Raw genomic sequence first — 19,605 nt, 5'->3', positions numbered from 1 at the left:
TTTATGAAGAACATTTCAAATGGAATGAACCTTTCTATTCAAAACCTATCAAAACGATTTGGAGAAGTAGCAGTTTTGCACGATATTAATTTAGAAATTCAAAAAGGAGAGTTTATTGCCATTGTTGGAAAGAGTGGGTGTGGCAAAAGTACGCTTCTACGGTTAATCGCAGGGTTAGAGCAACCGTCAGCTGGAAACTTGCAAGCAAATGGTAAAGAAGTAAAAGGATATAATGAGCAAACTCGAGTGCTTTTTCAAGAGCCTCGGCTACTTCCTTGGAAGAAAGTAATTGAAAACGTAAGAATTTGCTCAGTGGATAAAGAAGAAGAAACAGCTTTCGAAGCTCTTCAAGCTGTAAAACTAGGTGATAAGCACAATAAATGGCCTCGGGTTTTATCGGGGGGGCAAAAACAGCGTGTATCACTAGCCAGGGCGCTTGCCGCAGACCCTAATCTTCTTCTTCTCGATGAACCACTAGGAGCACTTGATGCGCTAACGCGTATTGAGATGCAAAATCTAATTGAACAATTATGATTTGAAAAAGCTTTTACAGCCATTTTAGTGACACATGATGTGAGCGAAGCTGTTGCTTTGGCAGATCGCGTTCTTCTTATTGAAGAAGGACGAATCGAAATGGATATTGAAATCCCATTAGCAAGACCGAGGCCAAGAGATAATGACTTTATTTACTTCGAGAAGAAAATTTTAGATCGGGTGATGGGAAGAGAAGAAAGTATAAAAAGCGAGCAGCGAGATGTGGAGTACTCGATATAAATGAAGAAGGTAGATGTAAGTTCTCGTCTTATTATTTCAAAGTTGAGCGAGCTCGAAAAAGAGGAAACAAGAGCTCTTTTAATAGCAAGCTACAAACAGTATGAGAAAGATTATGAAGATAAAAGTGTATGGGAAGAGTATAAAGCAAACATAAGTAGCTCACTAGAAAAACAAGAGGTTGAGCAAATTTTAGTTGCTAAACAAGGAAAAGAGATAGTTGGAACTCTTCAGCTCTTTTGTAATGGGAAAACGGCTTATAACAAACTAGAACTTGAAATTTTTGATCCTATTGTACGCTTACTAGCTGTTCATCCAAAAGCAAGAGGGAGGGGAGTGGCAAAGGCTCTTTTAAAAGAAAGTCTGCTTTATGCAAAGACTAAAGGAGCAAGGTGCTTATATTTGCATTCTGGAGAGATGATGAAAGAGGCAATTTCACTATATGAACGGTTAGGATTTAAGAGAGATTATTCAAAAGAGTTTTCAAATCAAGACATCCTTGTGAAATGTTGTCGCTATGATTTATATAAAGGAGGAGAGGAAAATGAATGCCAAAGTTCTTGAGGAACGTCTAATTCATATTTATAGGCATTTACATCAATACCCTGAACTTTCTCACGAAGAATTTGAAACAACGAGTAGAATTAAAGAATGGCTAATAGACGAAGATATTCGCTTGGAAGAGACAATTTTAAAAACGGGAGTTGTGGCAAACATCGGTAATAATGAGGGCCCTGTTGTTGCCATTAGAGCAGATATTGACGCTCTACCCATTCAAGAGAAAACAGATCTTCCATATGCCTCAAAAATACGTGGAAAAATGCATGCATGTGGTCATGATTTTCATACAGCAACTGCTATTGGAGCAGCCTATTTATTAAAAAAAGAAGAAGAACAACTTCAAGGCAGCATTCGCCTCTTATTTCAGCCTGCTGAAGAATACGGAGCTGGAGCAGAAAAAGTTATTAAAGCAGGCCATTTGGAAGATGTAGAGGCTATTGTTGGCCTTCATAACAAGCCTGACCTACAAGTTGGAACAATAGGAATTAAGGGTGGCCCATTAATGGCGGCTGTTGATCGTTTTAAAGTTGTGATCAATGGAAAAGGAGCGCATGCAGCTCTTCCTCATAATGGAAACGATCCAATTGTAGCATCAGCTCACATAATTACAGCTTTACAAACCATTGTAAGCCGAAATGTTTCTCCGCTAAAAAATGCGGTTGTGAGTGTAACAAGAATTGAGGGAGGAAACACATGGAATGTTATTCCGAGCTCGGTTACGATTGAGGGAACAGTGAGAACATTCGATAAAGAAGTGCGTGCACATGTCAAAGAACGTTTCTATACAATCTTAGAAAATATATTTAATACATTTTTAATGGAGGGAGATATCAAATGGTATGAAGGGCCGCCATCGCTGATTAATCACTGCAGCATAATTGAAGCAATAGAGTCTGGAGCCAAAAGTGCTGGGCTAGAAACTATTGAACCAGAGCTTTCAACAGCAGGAGAAGACTTTGCTCATTATCTAGAGAAAGTACCGGGGGCTTTTGCATTTTTAGGAACAAGTGGAACAGAAGATTGGCATCATCCTTCTTTTACAATAAACGAAAAAGCATTAATAAAAGGAGCTTATTTCTTGTATAGCAGTGCTAAATACCTTTTGCAACAACAGCATGATGTATTGAAAATCTAACAATAATGTATAAAAAAACCTAATGAGAAGAGAAGAATTTATAAAAAGAAAAAAGAAGTGAAAATTTAAATCCTACTTTACAAATAGGAATAATTGTTTTAATATAAACGTAATCTAATATTTGCCGGCTAGAAAACTAGAGGCCTTTGGTGTGTAGATACTACGCATCAAAGGCCTTTTCTTATTTCAAAGGAAAGGGTGATAAGGATGGAAATTAAGAAAAATGTACAGTGGATTAATAAACAAGAGTTTGGTGGAGAAGTAATTCATGGTATGAAGATTGGAAGAAAGCTTGGATTTCCCACAGCTAATGTAGCTTCTTCATCTCCCTCGCTTCAAAATGGGGTTTACGGTGTGCAAGTTCATTTAAATTCCAAAAAGTACGAAGGTATTATGAACATAGGATTCAAACCAACGATAGGCTTTGACCTTAAACATACAATTGAAATTCACCTCCTAAATTTTGAAGGAGACTTATATGGTCAACATTTAAAATGCATTCCTCTTTTTTACATCCGCGCTGAACAAAAATTCACTTCACTTCACTCACTTCTTACACAAATAAAGGAGGATAAAGAATATGCAGGAGCTGTCTTCAGAAGCAAAAGTGTCGATCAAAACAAGCGAATATCTTAACTTACCGAATGTACATTTTTATAATTGGTGCTATCAAAGGTACGGTCTTAATCGAGGTACATTTAATACAATTGAAGACTGGCTTTATAATCACGGTGTTATTAATATTCTTTCTCGTCGTATTTATTTATTAGCATTTTTAAATTATCTTGAAGAAAAAGGGATAAAAAAAGGAAGTACAAAGTATTTGAAATTTGGGCAAGGAGGGTTAGCAAGAAAGTTTCATGATTTTTTAAATATCCTTGAAGAAAATCCATTAAGCAAGTATTAAAGAAAGGAGATAATAATATGACAAATGCAGTGATCATCTATGGAGGAAACAGTAAGAAATCACGTTTAAAAGGATTATTCGATAAAGCAGAGCAGTATTTTAAGAAAGAGAATGTTTCAACTGAAACAGTTTTTGTTTCAGACTTACCTGCGGAGGATTTGATTTCAGCTAATTTTCATAGCCAAGAAATTATAAAGGCTAACGAAAAGGTAGCAAATGCTCACATTGTTGTTGTACTGACACCTGTTTATAAATCTGCTTATACAGGTATTTTAAAAACTTATTTAGATTTGTTACCACAGAAAGGACTAGAGGGAAAAACGGTCGTTCCACTTGTACTAGGAGGTTCTTTTGGACACCTACTTTCTATTGATTATGCATTAAAGCCTGTATTATCAGCCCTTGGAGCAACAAATATTTTAAGCGGAGCCTATGTTATAGACACACAAGTGGAGCAAATAAGCAATGAACACTATACTATTGAAGATGAGATAAGAGAACGTATTGATAAGTTATTAGCGTTATCTATTAATGAAGCAAAACGTACCATTCCTGTAAATTAATAAAGTGTGCTTTATTTTATACACGTCATATGAAAACGAGATGTTCTTCTTTAGTCGTTAAGATGAAATTCTTAACGACTTTTTTACATTTAGAGCTTTATTTTAGGTAGACAATAAATCAGAAAATAGATATAATTATACTAATTCCGATAGGTATAGTAAGTTTTAGGGGTGGGAATATGAAAGTCTCCAGTAAAGGTGAGTATGCACTACGTGCTCTTATTGTTCTTGGGCAGAAGAAAGAACTTATGTCTATCAGCGATATTTCTGATGCAACACTTGTTACAGTAAAATATCTAGAAAAAATTTTACTTACCCTTAAGAAACTAGGATATGTAGAGAGTAAACGTGGTATACACGGAGGTTACTTCTTAAGTCAACAGCCTGAAGACATTAACATTGGTGAAGTCATTCGAAAAATAGAAGGACCTCTTTCTCCAATGAGCTGTGCTAGTGTAACAGCTTATGAACCATGTGCACTTGAAAAGACCTGCTTATTAAAGCCACTTTGGACTCTTGTTCGAGACACAATTGCATATGTACTTGAACAAACTACGCTTGATGATCTATTAAAAGGAAATTTAAAACCTATACAATTAAATTAACTACAAATTTTGTCTTTTTTTAGAAAACAGGTAGACATCATTTCATGAATAGGCTATAATCCAATTAATCATACAAAACCAATTGAATTACTAAGTTATAAAACTACATACTAAAAGATGCCGATTAGACAACTAAAGGCTCCTTCTTATCTAATTCCAATTAATGGTATGTAGATGAAAGGAGTCTTTTTTAATTAAAACTCGACTGAAATAGTCGAGATTAAAATTGGAGGGATTTTCTATGGGAGAAAAGCAAATTGACCAACAGTGGATTGATCGTATTGTACAATCACTTCAAGGCATTGAATATGGTTCGGTGGAGATTGTTGTTCATGATTCACAAATTACTCAAATTGACAGATTAGAAAAGCAGCGTTTTCCTCTACAAAAGAAACAACAAACAGGAAAGTTAAAAGAAGTGAAATTTAAATAAGATAGCTTAAAATAAGAGCGCTAAAGCTCTTATTTTTTGTTTTTATAGATAAAAAGGTGTAGAAAAGGGAAGATAAAAAAATAGAAGCTTTATCCTTTACATAGGGAGGGGGGGTATGTTAATCTCGAAATAGAAAGGGGGAGAATAATTGAAAGAAGAGAAAATTGTAGAAGAAAATCTTTGTCATACTTCAACTGAGCGAAGAAGTCATCATTCTGAAGAAGTAAAAAAGAATTTAACAAGTCGCTTAAATCGCGTTGAAGGCCAAATTCGTGGCATTAAAGGATTGATTGATAAAGATACGTATTGTGATGACGTAATTACACAAATCGCAGCTGCTCAATCAGCTTTAAATAGTGTTAGTAAAATATTGCTTGAAGGTCATTTAAAACATTGCGTGGTAGAACGTGTTAAAAATGATGATCCAGAAATTATTGATGAGCTATTAACAACAATGAAGAGATTAATGAAATAAAGGAGATGGAGAACATGGGAAAAGTAACTTTAAATGTTGAAGGTATGTCATGTAACCACTGTGTAAAAGCAATTGAAGGTAGCGTTGGAGAACTTAATGGAGTAGAAAAAGTAGACGTGAACTTGAATGCAAAATCTGTAACAGTTGAATTTGATGAAGATAAAGCAACTCTTGATGAAATTAAAGAAACAATTGACGACCAAGGCTATGATGTAAAATAAATAAATAGCGTACGAAATCTCGTGCGCTATTTTTCTTAAAAAGTATATACCCTACGTGGGTATGTGGGGGGATAATATGACAACGTATAAAGAAGCTTCCTTGTCTATTAGCGGAATGACATGTGCAGCATGTGCAAATCGGATTGAGAGAGGATTAAAAAAGTTAGAAGGGGTAGAGGAAGCAAATGTAAACTTTGCGTTAGAGTTGTGTACAGTAAAGTATAATAAAGATGAAATAAACGAAAATCAAATTGAAGAAAAAGTGAATAAGCTTGGTTATGAGGTTGTAAAAGAAAAAACAGAGCTTGTACTAATGGGAATGACATGCGCAGCATGCGCAAACCGGATTGAGAAAGGGTTGAACAAACTAGAAGGCGTAGAAGACGCTACTGTAAACTTTGCACTTGAAACGGCAACAGTCGTTTATAACAAAAATACTCTATCACCATCAGATATGACTGAAAAAGTAAGAAAACTTGGTTATGATGCTAAAGTCAAAGAAGAAACGGAAAATGTGGATTATCGTGAAAAAATTTTAAAAAGACAGCAGATGAAGTTTTGGGGTTCGCTTATATTAAGTTTGCCACTTTTATGGACGATGGTCGGCCATTTTTCTTTTACTTCTTTTCTTCCTGTGCCAGATTTATTTATGAATCCATGGTTTCAGTTTGCATTAGCAACGCCTGTGCAATTTATTATTGGCGGGCAGTTCTATATTGGCGCTTTTAAAGCATTAAAAAATAAGAGTGCAAATATGGATGTGCTTGTTGCTTTAGGAACAAGTGCTGCTTATTTTTATTCTCTATATATGACTCTCCGTTCATCAGGAAGTCATCACATTGAGCTTTATTATGAAACAAGTGCGGTTTTACTTACGCTCATTTTATTAGGAAAACTTTTTGAGGCAAAAGCAAAAGGACGTTCCTCAGAAGCAATCAAGAAAATGATGAGTCTTAAAGCAAAAACAGCCACTATTTTTCGCGATGGGAAAGAAATAGAAATATCTATTGATGACGTAAGAAAAGGGGATATCTTATATATTAAACCAGGAGAGAAAATTCCTGTTGATGGGGAAGTTATTGCTGGAGAGTCAAGCATAGACGAAGGAATGCTTACAGGGGAAAGCGTCCCAGTGGATAAAAAAGTTGGCGACAAAGTGATTGGAGCCACAATTAATAAAAATGGTTTTTTAAAAGTAGAAGCAACTAGAGTTGGAAAAGAAACAGCGCTAGCTCAAATTATCCAAGTTGTTGAAGAAGCTCAAGGTTCGAAAGCTCCTATTCAGCGCTTAGCTGATAAAATTTCAGGAGTTTTTGTACCTATTGTTGTCGGTATTGCAATCGTAACCTTTTTGATTTGGTATATCTGGGTTGAACCAGGACAGTTTGCACCGTCTTTAGAAGCGCTGATTGCTGTTCTTGTGATTGCTTGTCCTTGTGCTCTTGGATTAGCAACGCCAACTTCAATTATGGCAGGATCTGGACGTGCAGCAGAATACGGTATTTTATTTAAGGGTGGCGAATATTTAGAAACAGCCCATAAAATTGATACAGTTATTCTTGATAAAACAGGTACAATTACAAATGGAACACCAAAAGTAACGGATGTTTTAGTACGTGGAAAAATGAAAGTTACAGAACTTCTACGGATAGCAGGATCAGCTGAAAAACAATCTGAACATCCGCTTGCAGGGGCTATCGTAGAAGAAGTAGAAGGAAGAAAAATTGAGCTCTGTTCTGTTTCACAATTCGAATCTCTCTCAGGGTTTGGGATTACTGCAACTGTAGAAGGAAGAAAAGTTCTTGTTGGTACTCGTAAGCTTATGCTTCAACATGGTATTCACATTGAAGTAGCTGAAGAGCATATGAGCAAGCTTGAGGAAGAAGGAAAAACAGCGATGCTTGTAGCCATTGATGGAGTATATGAAGGAATTATTGCTGTGGCAGATACAGTAAAAGAGACGTCAAAAGAAGCTGTACAGCGTCTTATAGATCAAGGATTACACGTTTTTATGATAACAGGTGACAACGAAAGAACGGCTAGAGCAATTGCAGCGCAAGTTGGAATCCAACATGTTATTGCAGGAGTACTTCCAGAAGAAAAGGCCAAGGAAGTACAAAAGCTGAAAGAAAAAGGACATTTTGTAGCCATGGTAGGAGATGGAATCAATGATGCTCCTGCTCTTGCCCTTGCTGATGTCGGGATGGCGATTGGAACAGGGACAGATGTTGCGCTGGAAGCCGCAGATATTACCCTTATGCGAGGAGATTTAAATAGCATAGGAGATGCTTTATTTATTAGTGACAAAACAATTAAAAATATTAAACAAAACTTATTCTGGGCGTTTGGATACAACACATTAGGAATTCCAATTGCAGCAGCTGGATTACTAGCTCCATGGGTAGCAGGAGCTGCAATGGCGTTTAGCTCTGTATCTGTTGTAATTAATGCTCTAAGATTACAAAGGTTGAAATTATAAAGGAAGAGGAGTGCTTTTTACTCCTCTTTTTTTTGTATAATAAAGTAAAAAAGGGTGAGAAGTAATGAACTTAAGGGTACTAGTTGATAATAATACATACATTGATCGTTATTTTATAGGAGAACCTGCCCTATCTTTTTTTATAGAAGATAGAGAAAAAAGAATATTATTTGATACAGGTTATTCACATGCATTTATTCATAATGCTGAAAAAATGAGAATTAACCTTAGAAAGTTACACTATATTGCATTATCACACGGTCATATTGATCATACGTGGGGATTAACAGATCTTGTGAGGTTGTTTATGGAGGCAAAAGGAGAAAAAATAGATCATACAATTCCAACTGTTATTGGACACCCTCTTGTTTTTAATAGCAAGCTCTTTCCTTCAGAAGGTGAAATCGGCAGTCTCTTATCAGAGGAAAAGGTGAATTATCATTTTCCTGTGCATCTATCAAGAGAGCCTTTTTGGTTAACAGAGAAGCTTGTGTTCTTAGGAGAAATTGACAGAAAGTTTGACTTCGAAGAAGATGAACCAATTGGGAGTGTAATCATTGAGGAGCAGTATGAAGATGATTATGTAGTAGATGACACAGCCCTTGTGTATAAAGCGAAAGAGGGCCTTGTTGTAATTGTTGGTTGTGCTCATTCTGGACTTTGCAATATTATTGAACAAGCAAAAATGGTGTGTGAAGAAGAACGAGTTATAAGTGTAATCGGAGGGTTTCATCTTCTAAATCCATCTGAAAACAGAATTGAGAAAACAGTAAGTTATTTAGAAAAGCTAGAACTTCAGTCATTATATCCATGTCATTGTACAGATCTTCAATCTAAAATAGCACTTGCTAGGACAGGGATTGTTAAAGAAGTTGGGGTAGGATTAAATATAGAGTGGAAGTAAAAAAGGATTTTTATATGAAAGGGCGCATAAAAAAAGCTTGTAGTGCCATTCTTTATCCAGAAGGCAGTGGTCTACAAGCAGAAAAAAACGTATGCTGTTTTTTTCAATATCATGCTTCTTCGTTATTTTTATTTTTGTAGTTAAGATGATGCTCGTACTTTCTTTTCTGTAGCCGTCCATTTTCCTCTACCAGGACTGCGAACTAAATCATTATATGCCAATACATTCAAATCTCGCTGGACAGTCCGTGGAGTAATCCCAAATTCGTCTACTAGCTCCTGAGTCGTTACTGTACCTTTTTGACTAATGAACATGTAAACTGATTTGATGCGAGTTAGCATTCGATTCGTTGCAGGTTTCAAACAACCACTTCCTTATCAGATTTTAACATGGTACGCTTTGCTGATTGGATAATGCCACTACACTTCTATTGTACACAAACACACAAACATTTGAAAAGCAAAAGGCATAAATTAACACAACATTTACAAAATTGCGTAACAATTATGTAATATTGAAGGAAGTCACCTCCATTTTCATTTCTTATTTTTAATTATAATGAATTTTCTGAAATATATGAGTGGAATCTTCTAAAACGCTTTATTTTAATTTCTTTTTTATAAAAAGGTATAATGAAAGGGAAGATTTACATAGGAAAGGACTGAAAAAAGTGAAAAATATTGATTGGGTTCAAGAAGTAGAGAGTAGAAAAAATGAACTTATTGAAGATACAAGAGAGCTATTAAAAATAAAAAGTGTATTAGAAGAAGGAACGGAGAAAGCGCCGTTTGGAGAAGGAATAGCAGAAGCACTACACTTTTTATTAGAAACTGGAAATAAAGACGGATTTGTTACAAAGAACGTTGATGGATATGCAGGTCATATTGAGCACGGTTCAGGAGAAGAATTAATTGGCGTTCTTTGTCATATTGATGTGGTTCCTGAAGGAGATGGATGGTCTGTTCCACCGTTTGGAGCAGTTGTGAAGGATGGTCGAATTTATGCGAGAGGAGCAATTGATGATAAGGGTCCAACAATGGCAGCCTACTACGCAATCAAAATTTTAAAAGAGCTTGAGCTACCTTTGTCAAAGCGAATTCGAATGATTATTGGAACTGATGAAGAAAGTAACTGGCGCTGTGTTGATCACTACTTTTCTCATGAAGAGATGCCAGGGATTGGGTTTGCTCCAGATGCCGATTTCCCTATTATCCATGCTGAGAAGGGTATTATGGATTTTGATCTTATCCAGAAAAAAGATGAGAAGGGAGACAAAGTGCTAAAGTCTCTGACATCAGGGCAGCGTTATAATATGGTTCCTGATTATGCAGAAGCCTTGTTAGCTCTAGAAAACTTTGAAGAAGAATCTTTTCATACCTTTTTAGAGGGCGAAAATTTAAGTGGTCACGTAACGATAAAGGGAGAAGAAGTGCTTTTGACAATTGAAGGGATTTCAGCACATGGGAGCATGCCTGAACAAGGGATTAACGCAGGGATTAAAATGTGCGAATTTCTTTCAACTCTTACATTAGATGAGAAAGCAAATGAATTTGTTCAGTATGGAGCGCAGATGTTCTGTGGGGATTATTACGGAGAAAAGCTAGGAATCGCATATAAGGATGAAGTAAGCGGTCCGTTAACCGTAAATATTGGTCTTATTCGCTATAAGGAAGATGAAGAAGGGAAATTTGGCCTCAACATTCGTTATCCTGTTACACAACAATCAAGCACCATTATTGAAGGAATTGATCAAAAAACATTCTCAATTGAAAATATTGATGATTCACCTCCACATCATGTTGAAAAAGATCATCAACTTATTCAAACACTGCAACGCGTTTATGAAGAACGCACAGGAGAAGAGGCAACGCTCTTAGCTATTGGAGGAGGTACATATGCACGGGCACTGAAAGCTGGCGTTGCCTTTGGGCCTTTATTTCAAGGACGAGAAGATGTTGCACATAAAAAAGATGAATATATGGATATAGAAGATTTACTAAAAGCAACAGCCATTTATGCTCAAGCACTATATGAATTAGCAAAGTGAAAAATTATAACAAAATAAAAAAGATAGAAGAATGCTCTTCTATCTTTTTTATTATTCATTTTCAAAATCAAATAAGTCTGTTGATAAATAACGTTCTCCTGTATCACAAGCAATACAGACAACAACTTCCTGAGGAGATAAACGTTTAGCAACTTCAATTGCTGCAAAGCATGCTCCTCCAGAAGATGGACCAACAAGGATTCCTTCTTGAGAAGCAAGGCTACGTACCATCTCATATGCTTGTTCATCTTTAATTTTAAAAATTTCATCATAAACATCTTGATGAAGTGTTTCAGGAATAAAACCAGGGCTTGTACCAACGAGTTTGTGACGTCCTGGTTTACCTCCTGATAGAACAGGGGAACCAGCTGGTTCTACAACATGAACTGTAATATTTGGATCATGTTTTTTCAATGCTTCACCTGTACCAGTAATGGTCCCACCTGTTCCTGCTGTTGCAACAAAGGCGGTAAGTTTTTTTCCAATAGAATCAAGCGCATTTATAATTTCAGGTGCTGTTGTATTACGATGGGCATCTGGATTTGCTTGGTTTTTAAATTGCATTGGGATAAAAGAGTTTGGAATAGTTTTAGCAAGCTCCTCTGCTTTTCGAATAGATCCCTGCATTTTTTCTTCACCAGGCGTAAGCACAACGTCTGCACCATATGCTTTTAATAAGTTAATTCGCTCTTGGCTCATTGTATCTGGCATCACAAGAATAGAACGATAGCCTCTTGCTGAAGCATTCATCGCTAAACCAATCCCCGTGTTTCCACTTGTAGGTTCAATAATAACAGAATCAGCAGTTAACAATCCGGCTTTCTCTGCTTCAATAATCATATTATAAGCGGCCCGATCTTTTACGCTTTTACTTGGATTCATAAATTCTAACTTTAGATAAACAGACGCTCCATTTGCTGGCTGTAAGCGGTTTAACTTCACAAGGGGAGTTTCTCCAATTAATTCTCCCATGTTGTTGGCTACTTTCACTACTGTCACCTCAATCACTTTGTATGTAAATAAGATTATTAAATATAATATTACTATAACATATCTTTAATTTCTTACGAAAAGCCACCTTGTAGTCTTTTCATAAATTGCGGTAAAGTAAAAAAAACTAATTCATTATAAAAGGAGAAAAGCGGAATGTCATCTTCTCACTATTTTATTGGAATTAAACTTCCTAAAGGAATTAACGAACAAGTTAAGGCATGGGTGCAAAAGTATAAAAAAGAGCTTCCATTTAAACAGTTTGTTCATGAGGAAGATTATCATATTACCCTTGCTTTTTTAGGGGGAACAAGTGATGAAACCTTGGCGTTATTAATTAAACAGCTTGAAGAAAACAGTAAAAATGTTTCCTCCTTTAAATTAGTAACATTTGAAACAGGCGTTTTTGGATCGGAATCAAAACCTCGCGTATTTTGGCTTGGTGTTCATCATGAGGAAAATCTGTTCCAGCTTGAACAAGTTGTTCGTACTAGTTGTGAAGAAAGTGGAAAAAAACTTGAATCAAGACCGTATCGTCCTCATATTACATTAGCTAAACGATTTAATGAAGGAGATAAAGGTATCGAAGAAAGACTTATAAAAAACAATGATCTCCAAGGTTTATCATGGGATGTAGCAGAATATCAGCTTATTAAAATTAATCCATCTAGAACTCCTAAATACGAAATAATTCAAAATTTTTCCTTAAATAGGGGAGAAGAGCTATGAAACATTTTAGTTTGATAGCTCTTCAAATTTTGTTCCTCTACTTTTTGTATAAATCCGGTACATTTGTAGCTTCGTTTTTTCATCTTCCTGTTCCAGGAAGTATTGTAGGGATGCTCATATTGTTTTTGTTGTTACAGTTCAAACTACTACAAGCAAAATGGGTAAGTGAAGGAGCGAATTGGTTGCTTTCTTATCTTTCCCTTTTATTCGTTCCGGCAACCGTTGGGATTATTGATTATTTACCGTTCTTTGCTTCAAAAGGTATTCTTACAATTTTTATCGTTATTATCAGTACATTTCTCGTTATGATGACAGCAGGATTGTTAACTCAATATTTTGCTAGAAAGCAAGAAAAGGTAACAAGAACAGGGGAAAGAGAGGTATCAAGATGAATGTGATCTGGGCAACGGTTATCATTTTAGCAACAATAGTAATTTATGTACTTATGAAACGTGTTTATGAGCAATATCGATTTCCACTCCTTGTTCCAACAGCAACTACAACACTAATCCTTGTTGTGCTGCTCTTGTTTTATCATATAGATTACAAACAGTATATGGTTGGTGGGAAGTGGATTGGAGAGCTGTTAGGTCCTGCCGTTGTTGCTCTAGCATACCCATTATTTAAAAATAAGCATATTTTAAAGAAATACGGTTTTTCTCTTTCTTTAGGTGTTATTGGGGGCGCGCTTGTAGGAATATTTAGTGGCATATATTTAAGTGTTTTATTACATATTGACTCGACATTCATTAAAGCGTTAGCCCCGAAGTCTGTCACCTCTCCTGTTGCTATGGACGTTGCAATGATGACAAAGAGTTCTCCATCGCTTGCAGCTGTTTATGTAATGATTGCAGGAATATCAGGAGCTGTGTTTGGAAACATATTGTTAAAATATTGTCATGTGAATCATTTTGTTGGAATAGGAGCTGCATTTGGTACAGGAGCCCATGGAATTGGAACAGCAAAAGCTTTGGAACTTGGAGAAGAGGAAGGAGCCATAAGTTCTGTTGCGATGACGTTGAGTGCTGTTGTTACTGTTCTTCTGTGTCCAGCAGCCATTTCATTTATTTTGAATGCTTAGCATAACGAAATAAATCTTGTTCCGTCCCTGTATTTAATATTAAAATAAAAGTACTTGTAAAATGATAAAAATGGGTAATTTAACATGATTATGGAAACAAAATGTCCAAATATAACAGCTCGGGAGACGAGAACAAAATGGCACAGTTAATTAAACTACAAGACTATATATCACGCTATGAGCAAGATATTTATCAATATCCTAGTCACTATATTCAATTGAAGAAAAGAAACTGGGAGTTAATAAGATCGGCATTTGATAAAGGAGAATCTTTAATTGCTGAGGAAGAGATTACAGAAGAAGCAGAGGCCCAAGCAAAAGAAAAGAGTTCTTTTTTAAATAATATAAAAACATTATTTCAACGAAAAAATGAAGAAGTAATGGTGGAAGAACAACACGAGCCTGTGATGACAGAAGAGAAAATATTTGAAAAGTCACTTCGTCATTTCACAACAGAACCAAAAACAATCGAGGATCTAAAAATTTTATTTTTAGACAATCTTTTTCAACTCCAAACGCAGTGGGCAAGTTCAACTGTTCTAACATCTCAAGCAATACCTCATTCTTTATATTATAACGAACATTTGAAATACTTTTTGCAACGCTTTCCTGATAATTATTTACTCTTATATAATCCTGTTTTTAAGCTTAAAAAAGCGCCAATTGAAACAGATCTTATTTTAATTAGTCCACTTGAAACAATTTGTATTTCTATTGTTGAAGGAAAGGAAAATGGCATTTTTCAATATAACCAAGGACGCTTTTGGAAATACTTAGACGGAGAAGACGAAAAGAAAATTGTAAATCCTTTTATTAGTTTAAATAGAACAGGTCTTATTGTTCAAAAACTTTATGAGCGAGCAAACTGCGATTTTCCTGTACGTAAAGTGGTATTAAATCGAAAAGGATATTTTGACTGTCCTATTGTTCCCCATGATACGATGCTTGTTGATCGGAGAAATTATGGAGAATGGTTTGATCAACTTAGAATGCTAACAACTCCTTTGAAGCATGGGCAGCTAAAGGCAGCCAAAGCACTGCTAACAAGCACTCAAAATACACTTGTTACCAAAGAAGAAGAGTAAATCGTTATTGTAAGCTACGTTTAATTCATATTTGTTCAGGTTACATTAATAGAGATACGATAAGGCCTAATTTACGTGTGGAAACATAAAATAAGAGAAAACTTCTGCAACTATTCTTGTTTATCTGTCAGTTTTACTTGACGAAAAAAGATATTTGAGGATAAAATCAAAAAAGGATGGCTACTTGTCTGTGTATCCTCAGGTAGCTGTCTTTTTTATTTCTAAACTTCTAAATGAAATGTGTGTGTTGAAATTGAAGGTGAACTGGTTGGAACATATATTAGGAAGTGAATGGAAGATAACGCCAGCAGGCGGCTCAACAGGAGATGCTTATTTTGCGAAGTTTCAGGATCGGGAACTTTTTTTAAAGCGAAATTCATCGCCTTTTTTAGCTATGCTTTCAGCAGAAGGAATTGTTCCAAAACTTGTATGGACAAGAAGAATGGAAAATGGAGATGTTATTACTGCGCAACATTGGTTGAATGGTCGAGAACTAAAACCAAGTGATATGGTTTCAACAAAAGTGGCAAAACTGCTCAGTAAAATCCATTATTCTCAAGAACTGTTAGACATGTTAAAAAGATTAGGTAAAACGCCGTTGCGTCCAGATGAACTTTTACAAAGTTTATATCAGCATATCGATCATGAACTACTAGCAATTCCAGCAGTTCAAGAAGGTATTCGATATCTACAGCGTGAATTACCAAACATTCATACGATTCGTTATGGAGTTTGTCATTGTGATGTTCATCATAACAACTGGCTGTTAGGAGAAAATGGACAGATGTACCTGATTGATTGGGACGAAGCAATGATTGCAGATCCTGCTATTGATTTAGGATTACTTTTTTACCTCTATATTCCAAAATCAGAGTGGGGAGAATGGCTCGAAGAATATGGAGCAGAAATGACTGATGACTTAGAACACCGAATGAAGTGGTATGCCATCAGCCAAATGATCTCTCTTATGCAGTCACATAAAGACTGCCAAGATGAACGAGAAATGAATAGATTACATCATCACCTCAGCGAGCTTGTTTCATGATAAAGTGTGAAGTTCGTCCATCCATTGGGTTAAATTAGCTTGATTTGTTTGGATATATTGATTAAGCTCGCTGCTTCCTTTCCCAGCCTGTGAATAGTAATAAATGTTTTCTAAGGTTTTTTTAACTTCCTCCTTCGTCTGCGCATTTGCTAGCATTGATTTAGCGAGACGCTCCATTTGCTCACATTCCGAAACAGTTCCACAGCAGTCACTTTGATGTTCTGAAAGAATATCTTTTAATACACTAAGCTGATTTTGATAATTCAATGGCATAAGTATCACCTTTTCTTTACGTAGTGCCTTTAGTTTTATCTTTATCAACACATTTATGCGATATATCAACAACTAAAAATTTAACTGAACTAGACAGCCTTTCCTCTCAATTAGGAAAGAAGTGAAAAACATAAATAGATGAGGTGTGTAACATGCGTTTGCGAAACAAGCCATGGGCAAAAGATTATATTGATGCCCACCCACAATACATTATTCCAACTCCAGAGAAACGTAAGGGGAACTGGAAGGATGTATTTCAAAATGATAACCCAATCCATATTGAAGTTGGAACTGGGAAAGGTCAGTTCTTAATTGGAATGGCAAAACAAAATCCTCATGTTAACTACATTGGGATTGAAGCATATCAAAGTGTTATTGTTAGCGCTCTTGAAAAGCTTATTGAGGAAGATTTACCAAATTTGAAGCTTCTTGACGTTAACGCGGAAAATTTAACAGACTATTTTGCTCAAGGCGAGATTGACCGTGTGTATTTGAACTTTTCTGATCCATGGCCAAAGCCTCGACATGAAAAAAGACGTCTCACATATAAAACATTCCTAGAGCAATATGAAGAAGTGCTCGTTAAAAATGGAGAAATTCATTTTAAAACAGATAATCAAGGATTATTTGAGTATTCACTTCAGAGTTTTTCAGCTTATGGTATGCTGCTGACGTTTGTTAGCCTTGACCTTCATAAGCTAGAGGATGAAAATAATATTATGACAGAATATGAAGAGAAATTTTCTGAAAAAGGAAATCGTATTTATCGCTGCGAAGTGCAGTTCAAATAAGACTTATGCGCCGTATAATGACGGCGCATTTTTTGTATGCGAAAAAAATGGAGCGTGATACAATAAAGGAAAAGAAAAGGGAGGTTATTTTTTGGAAACGTTATCATTAGGGGAGCTAAAGCTTACTTGGTTAGATGGAGGAGACAATCATCTTGACGGTGGCGCAATGTTTGGTGTAGTTCCTAAGGCTTTATGGTCAAAAAAGTATGAAGGAAATGAAGAAAATCAAATTCCGCTTCGTACAGATCCTATTTTAATTCAAAAAGAAAACAAAAACTTTCTTATTGATACAGGGCTTGGGGTTGCTAAACTAACAGAAAAGCAAAAGCGTAATTTCGGCGTAACAAGAGAATCGAACCTTATCCCTGCCCTTAAAGAGTTAGGGGTGTCTCCAAGAAATATTGATGCTGTTTTGATGACACATCTTCATTTTGACCATGCTTGTGGTTTAACAAGGGTAAAAGAGGGGCGGTTTGTATCCACATTTCAAAATGCTGAAATATTCGTCACTAAAACTGAATGGGATGAGATGAGAAGTCCGAACCTTCGCTCACGAAACACATATTGGAAACAAAATTGGGAAGCGATAAGCAAGCAAGTCGTTCCTTTTGAAGAGTCAGTAAGTATAATAAGCGAAATAGAAATGGTTAAAACAGGAGGACATAGCGACGGCCATGCCATTATCCGACTAGAAAGTGATGGGCATGCTGCTTATCATCTTGGTGATTTACTTGGTACACATGCCCATCAAAATCCACTGTGGGTTATGGCTTATGATGATTATCCGGTCACATCTGTTTTACAAAAAGAGCGTTGGTTAAAAAAAGCCATTGATGAAAAGGCTTGGCTAACTTTTTATCATGATTATTATTATCGTGCCCTAAAATGGAACGATAAAGGTGTGATTATTGATTCAGTAAAAATCCAAAGAGACTAGCCAATTTTCTTGAATTCGATAAGTGAGCCTGTCACACTATCAACAAAAAACTCATAGTGTTCCTGTAGCCCATTTTTACTTCTTGTAATACCACCTTGATATCCTTCAAAAAATAATTCATCTTTGTGAAACGTCTTTTTAGTTGTTTCAATCCAAGAACCGCTAACTGTTCCATTTTGTTTGAAAACGCGTTTTACAGTTTCAAGAGCTTTTTCAGCATCCATCTTTTGTTCACACGTTCTTTGAAGAAGATAAGTTCCAGCTGCACCTGCAGCAAGTCCAATAGCTAAGCTTTTCCAATTCATTTCTTCCACTCCATTTCTGTAACAGCTTTCATTATAAGAAAGTATACAGAACAAAAGGTGGTTTGTTAAGTAAAAAGGGGCGAATTCGTTCTGCAGTAGCAATTCATGATTGTTTTCGATAAAATAAAGAAATAACTATACATATCTAAAGGGGCATGATGATGAATCAAGAAACTTTAGCATTATTTAAAACATTAACAGAATTACCTGGAGCATCAGGCAATGAACATGCTGTTCGCGCATTTATGAAAGAAGAGCTTGCGAAATATTCTGATGAAATTATTCAAGATCGTCTTGGCAGTACATTTGGAGTTCGAAACGGCAACGGTCCAAAAGTAATGGTTGCAGGTCATATGGATGAAGTAGGGTTTATGGTTACATCTGTAACAGATAAAGGGATGCTTCGTTTTCAACCTCTTGGGGGCTGGTGGAGTCAAGTACTGCTTGCCCAACGCGTAGAAGTTATAACGAAAAATGGACCTGTAGTAGGCGTTATTGCGTCCATTCCGCCACATCTTCTCGATGAGAGTCAGCGCAACCGCCCAATGGCCATTAAAAATATGCTTATTGATGTTGGAGCAGATAGCAAAGAAGAAGTAAAAGAAATGGGCATTAAGCAAGGAGATCAGATTGTACCTATCTGTCCATTCACACCAATGAAAAATGAGAAAAAAATCTTAGCTAAAGCATGGGACAATAGATATGGCTGTGGCCTAGCAATTGAGTTATTAAAAGAGCTTAAAGATGAAAAGCTCCCAAATACGCTTTATTCAGGTGCAACAGTGCAGGAAGAAATTGGCTTAAGAGGAGCTCAATCTGCAGCAAATATGATTAATCCAGATCTCTTTTATGCTCTTGATGCAAGTCCTGCAAATGATACCTCTGGAGACAAGAATGCGTTCGGACAGCTTGGAAAAGGAGTGCTCCTCCGTATTCTAGACCGGACGATGGTCACACATCGAGGAGTAAGAGAATTCGTGCTTGATACAGCAGAAACAAACAATATTCCATATCAATATTTTGTATCACAAGGTGGGACAGATGCTGGACGCGTTCATTTATCAAATAAGGGTGTTCCTTCAACGGTAATTGGAATCTGTTCACGCTATGTTCATACAAGTGCATCAATGGTTCATATTGATGACTATGCGGCAGCAAAAGAACTGCTTATCAAGCTTGTAAAATCTTCAGATCAAACAACGCTAAACACGATTTTAGAGCAAGGTTAATAGAAAAAGGTTCGGTCAAGCGTATGCTGCGCTACCGAA

At 36.1% G+C, this 19,605-nt stretch carries 24 protein-coding genes and 1 pseudogene; 21 read left to right on the top strand and 4 right to left on the bottom strand.

Annotated elements, in window-relative coordinates; translation table 11 throughout:
* Nucleotides 1–3 precede the first annotated feature (3 nt).
* From BM012_RS04180 to BM012_RS04130, 12 genes and pseudogenes are all read left to right on the top strand, one after another.
* A pseudogene (locus BM012_RS04180) lies at nucleotides 4–774 on the top strand (ATP-binding cassette domain-containing protein).
* Entirely contained in the window at nucleotides 775–1,335 is a 561-nt protein-coding gene (locus BM012_RS04175; protein WP_061802267.1) for a GNAT family N-acetyltransferase, read from the top strand.
* Nucleotides 1,289–2,467, top strand: coding sequence for an amidohydrolase (locus tag BM012_RS04170; protein ID WP_235606093.1), 1,179 nt, complete (start codon nucleotides 1,289–1,291; stop codon nucleotides 2,465–2,467). The genes BM012_RS04175 and BM012_RS04170 overlap by 47 nt, the downstream gene beginning before the upstream one ends.
* 207 nt (nucleotides 2,468–2,674) lie before the next feature.
* Nucleotides 2,675–3,103 (top strand): riboflavin kinase, encoded by a 429-nt coding sequence (locus BM012_RS25790; RefSeq protein WP_061802265.1) that lies wholly within the window; start codon nucleotides 2,675–2,677, stop codon nucleotides 3,101–3,103.
* The gene (locus BM012_RS25785) at nucleotides 3,048–3,374 is read left to right on the top strand and encodes a hypothetical protein (protein ID WP_061802264.1); all 327 of its coding nucleotides are present in this window, start codon (nucleotides 3,048–3,050) and stop codon (nucleotides 3,372–3,374) included. Before BM012_RS25790 ends, BM012_RS25785 begins: the two co-directional genes overlap by 56 nt.
* A 17-nt stretch (nucleotides 3,375–3,391) precedes the next feature.
* Entirely contained in the window at nucleotides 3,392–3,937 is a 546-nt protein-coding gene (gene ssuE, locus BM012_RS04160; RefSeq protein WP_082802467.1) for an NADPH-dependent FMN reductase, read from the top strand.
* Between the two features lie 179 nt (nucleotides 3,938–4,116).
* Entirely contained in the window at nucleotides 4,117–4,542 is a 426-nt protein-coding gene (locus tag BM012_RS04155; RefSeq protein ID WP_040056948.1) for an RrF2 family transcriptional regulator, read from the top strand.
* 241 nt (nucleotides 4,543–4,783) lie between these two features.
* The gene (locus BM012_RS04150; protein ID WP_019391140.1) at nucleotides 4,784–4,975 is read left to right on the top strand and encodes a YezD family protein; all 192 of its coding nucleotides are present in this window, start codon (nucleotides 4,784–4,786) and stop codon (nucleotides 4,973–4,975) included.
* Between the two features lie 148 nt (nucleotides 4,976–5,123).
* Nucleotides 5,124–5,450, top strand: coding sequence for a metal-sensitive transcriptional regulator (locus BM012_RS04145; RefSeq protein WP_061802262.1), 327 nt, complete (start codon nucleotides 5,124–5,126; stop codon nucleotides 5,448–5,450).
* A gap of 14 nt (nucleotides 5,451–5,464) precedes the next feature.
* Nucleotides 5,465–5,671 (top strand): copper chaperone CopZ, encoded by a 207-nt coding sequence (gene copZ, locus BM012_RS04140; RefSeq protein WP_061802261.1) that lies wholly within the window; start codon nucleotides 5,465–5,467, stop codon nucleotides 5,669–5,671.
* Nucleotides 5,672–5,747: 76 nt separating this feature from the next.
* Nucleotides 5,748–8,150: a heavy metal translocating P-type ATPase gene (locus BM012_RS04135; protein ID WP_061802260.1), complete on the top strand. Its 2,403-nt coding sequence runs from the start codon at nucleotides 5,748–5,750 to the stop codon at nucleotides 8,148–8,150.
* Nucleotides 8,151–8,214: 64 nt separating this feature from the next.
* Nucleotides 8,215–9,054, top strand: coding sequence for an MBL fold metallo-hydrolase (locus BM012_RS04130; RefSeq protein WP_061802259.1), 840 nt, complete (start codon nucleotides 8,215–8,217; stop codon nucleotides 9,052–9,054).
* A gap of 140 nt (nucleotides 9,055–9,194) precedes the next feature.
* Here the strand turns inward: BM012_RS04130 and BM012_RS04125 are convergent, their stop codons facing one another.
* A complete protein-coding gene (locus BM012_RS04125; RefSeq protein WP_019391145.1) occupies nucleotides 9,195–9,416 on the bottom strand; it encodes a DeoR family transcriptional regulator in 222 nt (73 codons plus the stop codon).
* A gap of 308 nt (nucleotides 9,417–9,724) precedes the next feature.
* On the opposite strand from BM012_RS04125, the gene pepV reads away from it, so the two are divergent.
* Complete coding sequence (gene pepV, locus BM012_RS04120; protein ID WP_061802258.1) at nucleotides 9,725–11,101, top strand: dipeptidase PepV; 1,377 nt, start codon at nucleotides 9,725–9,727, stop codon at nucleotides 11,099–11,101.
* A gap of 51 nt (nucleotides 11,102–11,152) precedes the next feature.
* Here pepV and cysK read toward each other — a convergent pair whose 3' ends face one another.
* Nucleotides 11,153–12,073: a cysteine synthase A gene (cysK, locus tag BM012_RS04115; protein ID WP_113715269.1), complete on the bottom strand. Its 921-nt coding sequence runs from the start codon at nucleotides 12,071–12,073 to the stop codon at nucleotides 11,153–11,155.
* Between the two features lie 174 nt (nucleotides 12,074–12,247).
* Between cysK and thpR the strand changes: the two genes are divergently transcribed.
* From thpR to BM012_RS04090, 5 genes are all read left to right on the top strand, one after another.
* The gene (thpR, locus tag BM012_RS04110; protein WP_061802256.1) at nucleotides 12,248–12,820 is read left to right on the top strand and encodes an RNA 2',3'-cyclic phosphodiesterase; all 573 of its coding nucleotides are present in this window, start codon (nucleotides 12,248–12,250) and stop codon (nucleotides 12,818–12,820) included.
* Entirely contained in the window at nucleotides 12,817–13,212 is a 396-nt protein-coding gene (locus tag BM012_RS04105; RefSeq protein ID WP_061802255.1) for a CidA/LrgA family protein, read from the top strand. The genes thpR and BM012_RS04105 overlap by 4 nt, the downstream gene beginning before the upstream one ends.
* The gene (locus tag BM012_RS04100; protein ID WP_061802254.1) at nucleotides 13,209–13,901 is read left to right on the top strand and encodes an LrgB family protein; all 693 of its coding nucleotides are present in this window, start codon (nucleotides 13,209–13,211) and stop codon (nucleotides 13,899–13,901) included. Before BM012_RS04105 ends, BM012_RS04100 begins: the two co-directional genes overlap by 4 nt.
* 137 nt (nucleotides 13,902–14,038) lie before the next feature.
* On the top strand, nucleotides 14,039–14,986 hold the full coding sequence (locus BM012_RS04095) for a nuclease-related domain-containing protein (RefSeq protein WP_061802253.1): 948 nt from the start codon (nucleotides 14,039–14,041) through the stop codon (nucleotides 14,984–14,986).
* A 268-nt stretch (nucleotides 14,987–15,254) separates the two neighbouring features.
* A complete protein-coding gene (locus BM012_RS04090) occupies nucleotides 15,255–16,031 on the top strand; it encodes a phosphotransferase family protein (RefSeq protein ID WP_026009468.1) in 777 nt (258 codons plus the stop codon).
* Here the strand turns inward: BM012_RS04090 and BM012_RS04085 are convergent.
* Entirely contained in the window at nucleotides 16,026–16,304 is a 279-nt protein-coding gene (locus BM012_RS04085; RefSeq protein WP_061802252.1) for a YtzH-like family protein, read from the bottom strand. The genes BM012_RS04090 and BM012_RS04085 overlap by 6 nt on opposite strands.
* Before the next feature lie 152 nt (nucleotides 16,305–16,456).
* On the opposite strand from BM012_RS04085, the gene trmB reads away from it, so the two are divergent.
* Nucleotides 16,457–17,095: a tRNA (guanosine(46)-N7)-methyltransferase TrmB gene (gene trmB, locus BM012_RS04080; RefSeq protein ID WP_061802251.1), complete on the top strand. Its 639-nt coding sequence runs from the start codon at nucleotides 16,457–16,459 to the stop codon at nucleotides 17,093–17,095.
* A gap of 91 nt (nucleotides 17,096–17,186) precedes the next feature.
* Nucleotides 17,187–18,032 carry a YtnP family quorum-quenching lactonase gene (locus BM012_RS04075; protein ID WP_061802250.1) on the top strand — a complete coding sequence of 282 codons (846 nt, stop codon included), beginning with the start codon at nucleotides 17,187–17,189 and terminating at the stop codon, nucleotides 18,030–18,032.
* Here the strand turns inward: BM012_RS04075 and BM012_RS04070 are convergent.
* Complete coding sequence (locus BM012_RS04070) at nucleotides 18,029–18,337, bottom strand: hypothetical protein (RefSeq protein WP_019391156.1); 309 nt, start codon at nucleotides 18,335–18,337, stop codon at nucleotides 18,029–18,031. The two genes, BM012_RS04075 and BM012_RS04070, sit on opposite strands and share 4 nt — an antisense overlap.
* Nucleotides 18,338–18,498: 161 nt before the next feature.
* Between BM012_RS04070 and BM012_RS04065 the strand changes: the two genes are divergently transcribed.
* The gene (locus BM012_RS04065; protein WP_061802249.1) at nucleotides 18,499–19,566 is read left to right on the top strand and encodes a M42 family metallopeptidase; all 1,068 of its coding nucleotides are present in this window, start codon (nucleotides 18,499–18,501) and stop codon (nucleotides 19,564–19,566) included.
* Nucleotides 19,567–19,605 lie beyond the last annotated feature (39 nt).

This window comes from Priestia endophytica DSM 13796 (assembly GCF_900115845.1).
Lineage (GTDB): Bacteria > Bacillota > Bacilli > Bacillales > Bacillaceae_H > Bacillus_I > Bacillus_I endophytica.
The sequence above is the reverse complement of the archived record's forward strand: the minus strand, read 5'-3'. Positions and strand labels throughout refer to the sequence as shown.

Coding starts and splice junctions, on each gene's coding strand:
- BM012_RS04070 (WP_019391156.1), bottom strand. CDS start 18,337: ATGAATTGGAAAAGCTTAGCTATTGGACTTGCTGCAGGTGCAGCTGGA.
- BM012_RS04150 (WP_019391140.1), top strand. CDS start 4,784: ATGGGAGAAAAGCAAATTGACCAACAGTGGATTGATCGTATTGTACAA.
- BM012_RS04130 (WP_061802259.1), top strand. CDS start 8,215: ATGAACTTAAGGGTACTAGTTGATAATAATACATACATTGATCGTTAT.
- BM012_RS25785 (WP_061802264.1), top strand. CDS start 3,048: ATGCAGGAGCTGTCTTCAGAAGCAAAAGTGTCGATCAAAACAAGCGAA.
- BM012_RS04105 (WP_061802255.1), top strand. CDS start 12,817: ATGAAACATTTTAGTTTGATAGCTCTTCAAATTTTGTTCCTCTACTTT.
- trmB (WP_061802251.1), top strand. CDS start 16,457: ATGCGTTTGCGAAACAAGCCATGGGCAAAAGATTATATTGATGCCCAC.
- thpR (WP_061802256.1), top strand. CDS start 12,248: ATGTCATCTTCTCACTATTTTATTGGAATTAAACTTCCTAAAGGAATT.
- BM012_RS04175 (WP_061802267.1), top strand. CDS start 775: ATGAAGAAGGTAGATGTAAGTTCTCGTCTTATTATTTCAAAGTTGAGC.
- BM012_RS04085 (WP_061802252.1), bottom strand. CDS start 16,304: ATGCCATTGAATTATCAAAATCAGCTTAGTGTATTAAAAGATATTCTT.
- BM012_RS04170 (WP_235606093.1), top strand. CDS start 1,289: ATGATTTATATAAAGGAGGAGAGGAAAATGAATGCCAAAGTTCTTGAG.
- copZ (WP_061802261.1), top strand. CDS start 5,465: ATGGGAAAAGTAACTTTAAATGTTGAAGGTATGTCATGTAACCACTGT.
- BM012_RS04065 (WP_061802249.1), top strand. CDS start 18,499: ATGAATCAAGAAACTTTAGCATTATTTAAAACATTAACAGAATTACCT.
- BM012_RS04155 (WP_040056948.1), top strand. CDS start 4,117: ATGAAAGTCTCCAGTAAAGGTGAGTATGCACTACGTGCTCTTATTGTT.
- ssuE (WP_082802467.1), top strand. CDS start 3,392: ATGACAAATGCAGTGATCATCTATGGAGGAAACAGTAAGAAATCACGT.
- BM012_RS25790 (WP_061802265.1), top strand. CDS start 2,675: ATGGAAATTAAGAAAAATGTACAGTGGATTAATAAACAAGAGTTTGGT.
- cysK (WP_113715269.1), bottom strand. CDS start 12,073: ATGGGAGAATTAATTGGAGAAACTCCCCTTGTGAAGTTAAACCGCTTA.
- BM012_RS04135 (WP_061802260.1), top strand. CDS start 5,748: ATGACAACGTATAAAGAAGCTTCCTTGTCTATTAGCGGAATGACATGT.
- BM012_RS04100 (WP_061802254.1), top strand. CDS start 13,209: ATGAATGTGATCTGGGCAACGGTTATCATTTTAGCAACAATAGTAATT.
- BM012_RS04095 (WP_061802253.1), top strand. CDS start 14,039: ATGGCACAGTTAATTAAACTACAAGACTATATATCACGCTATGAGCAA.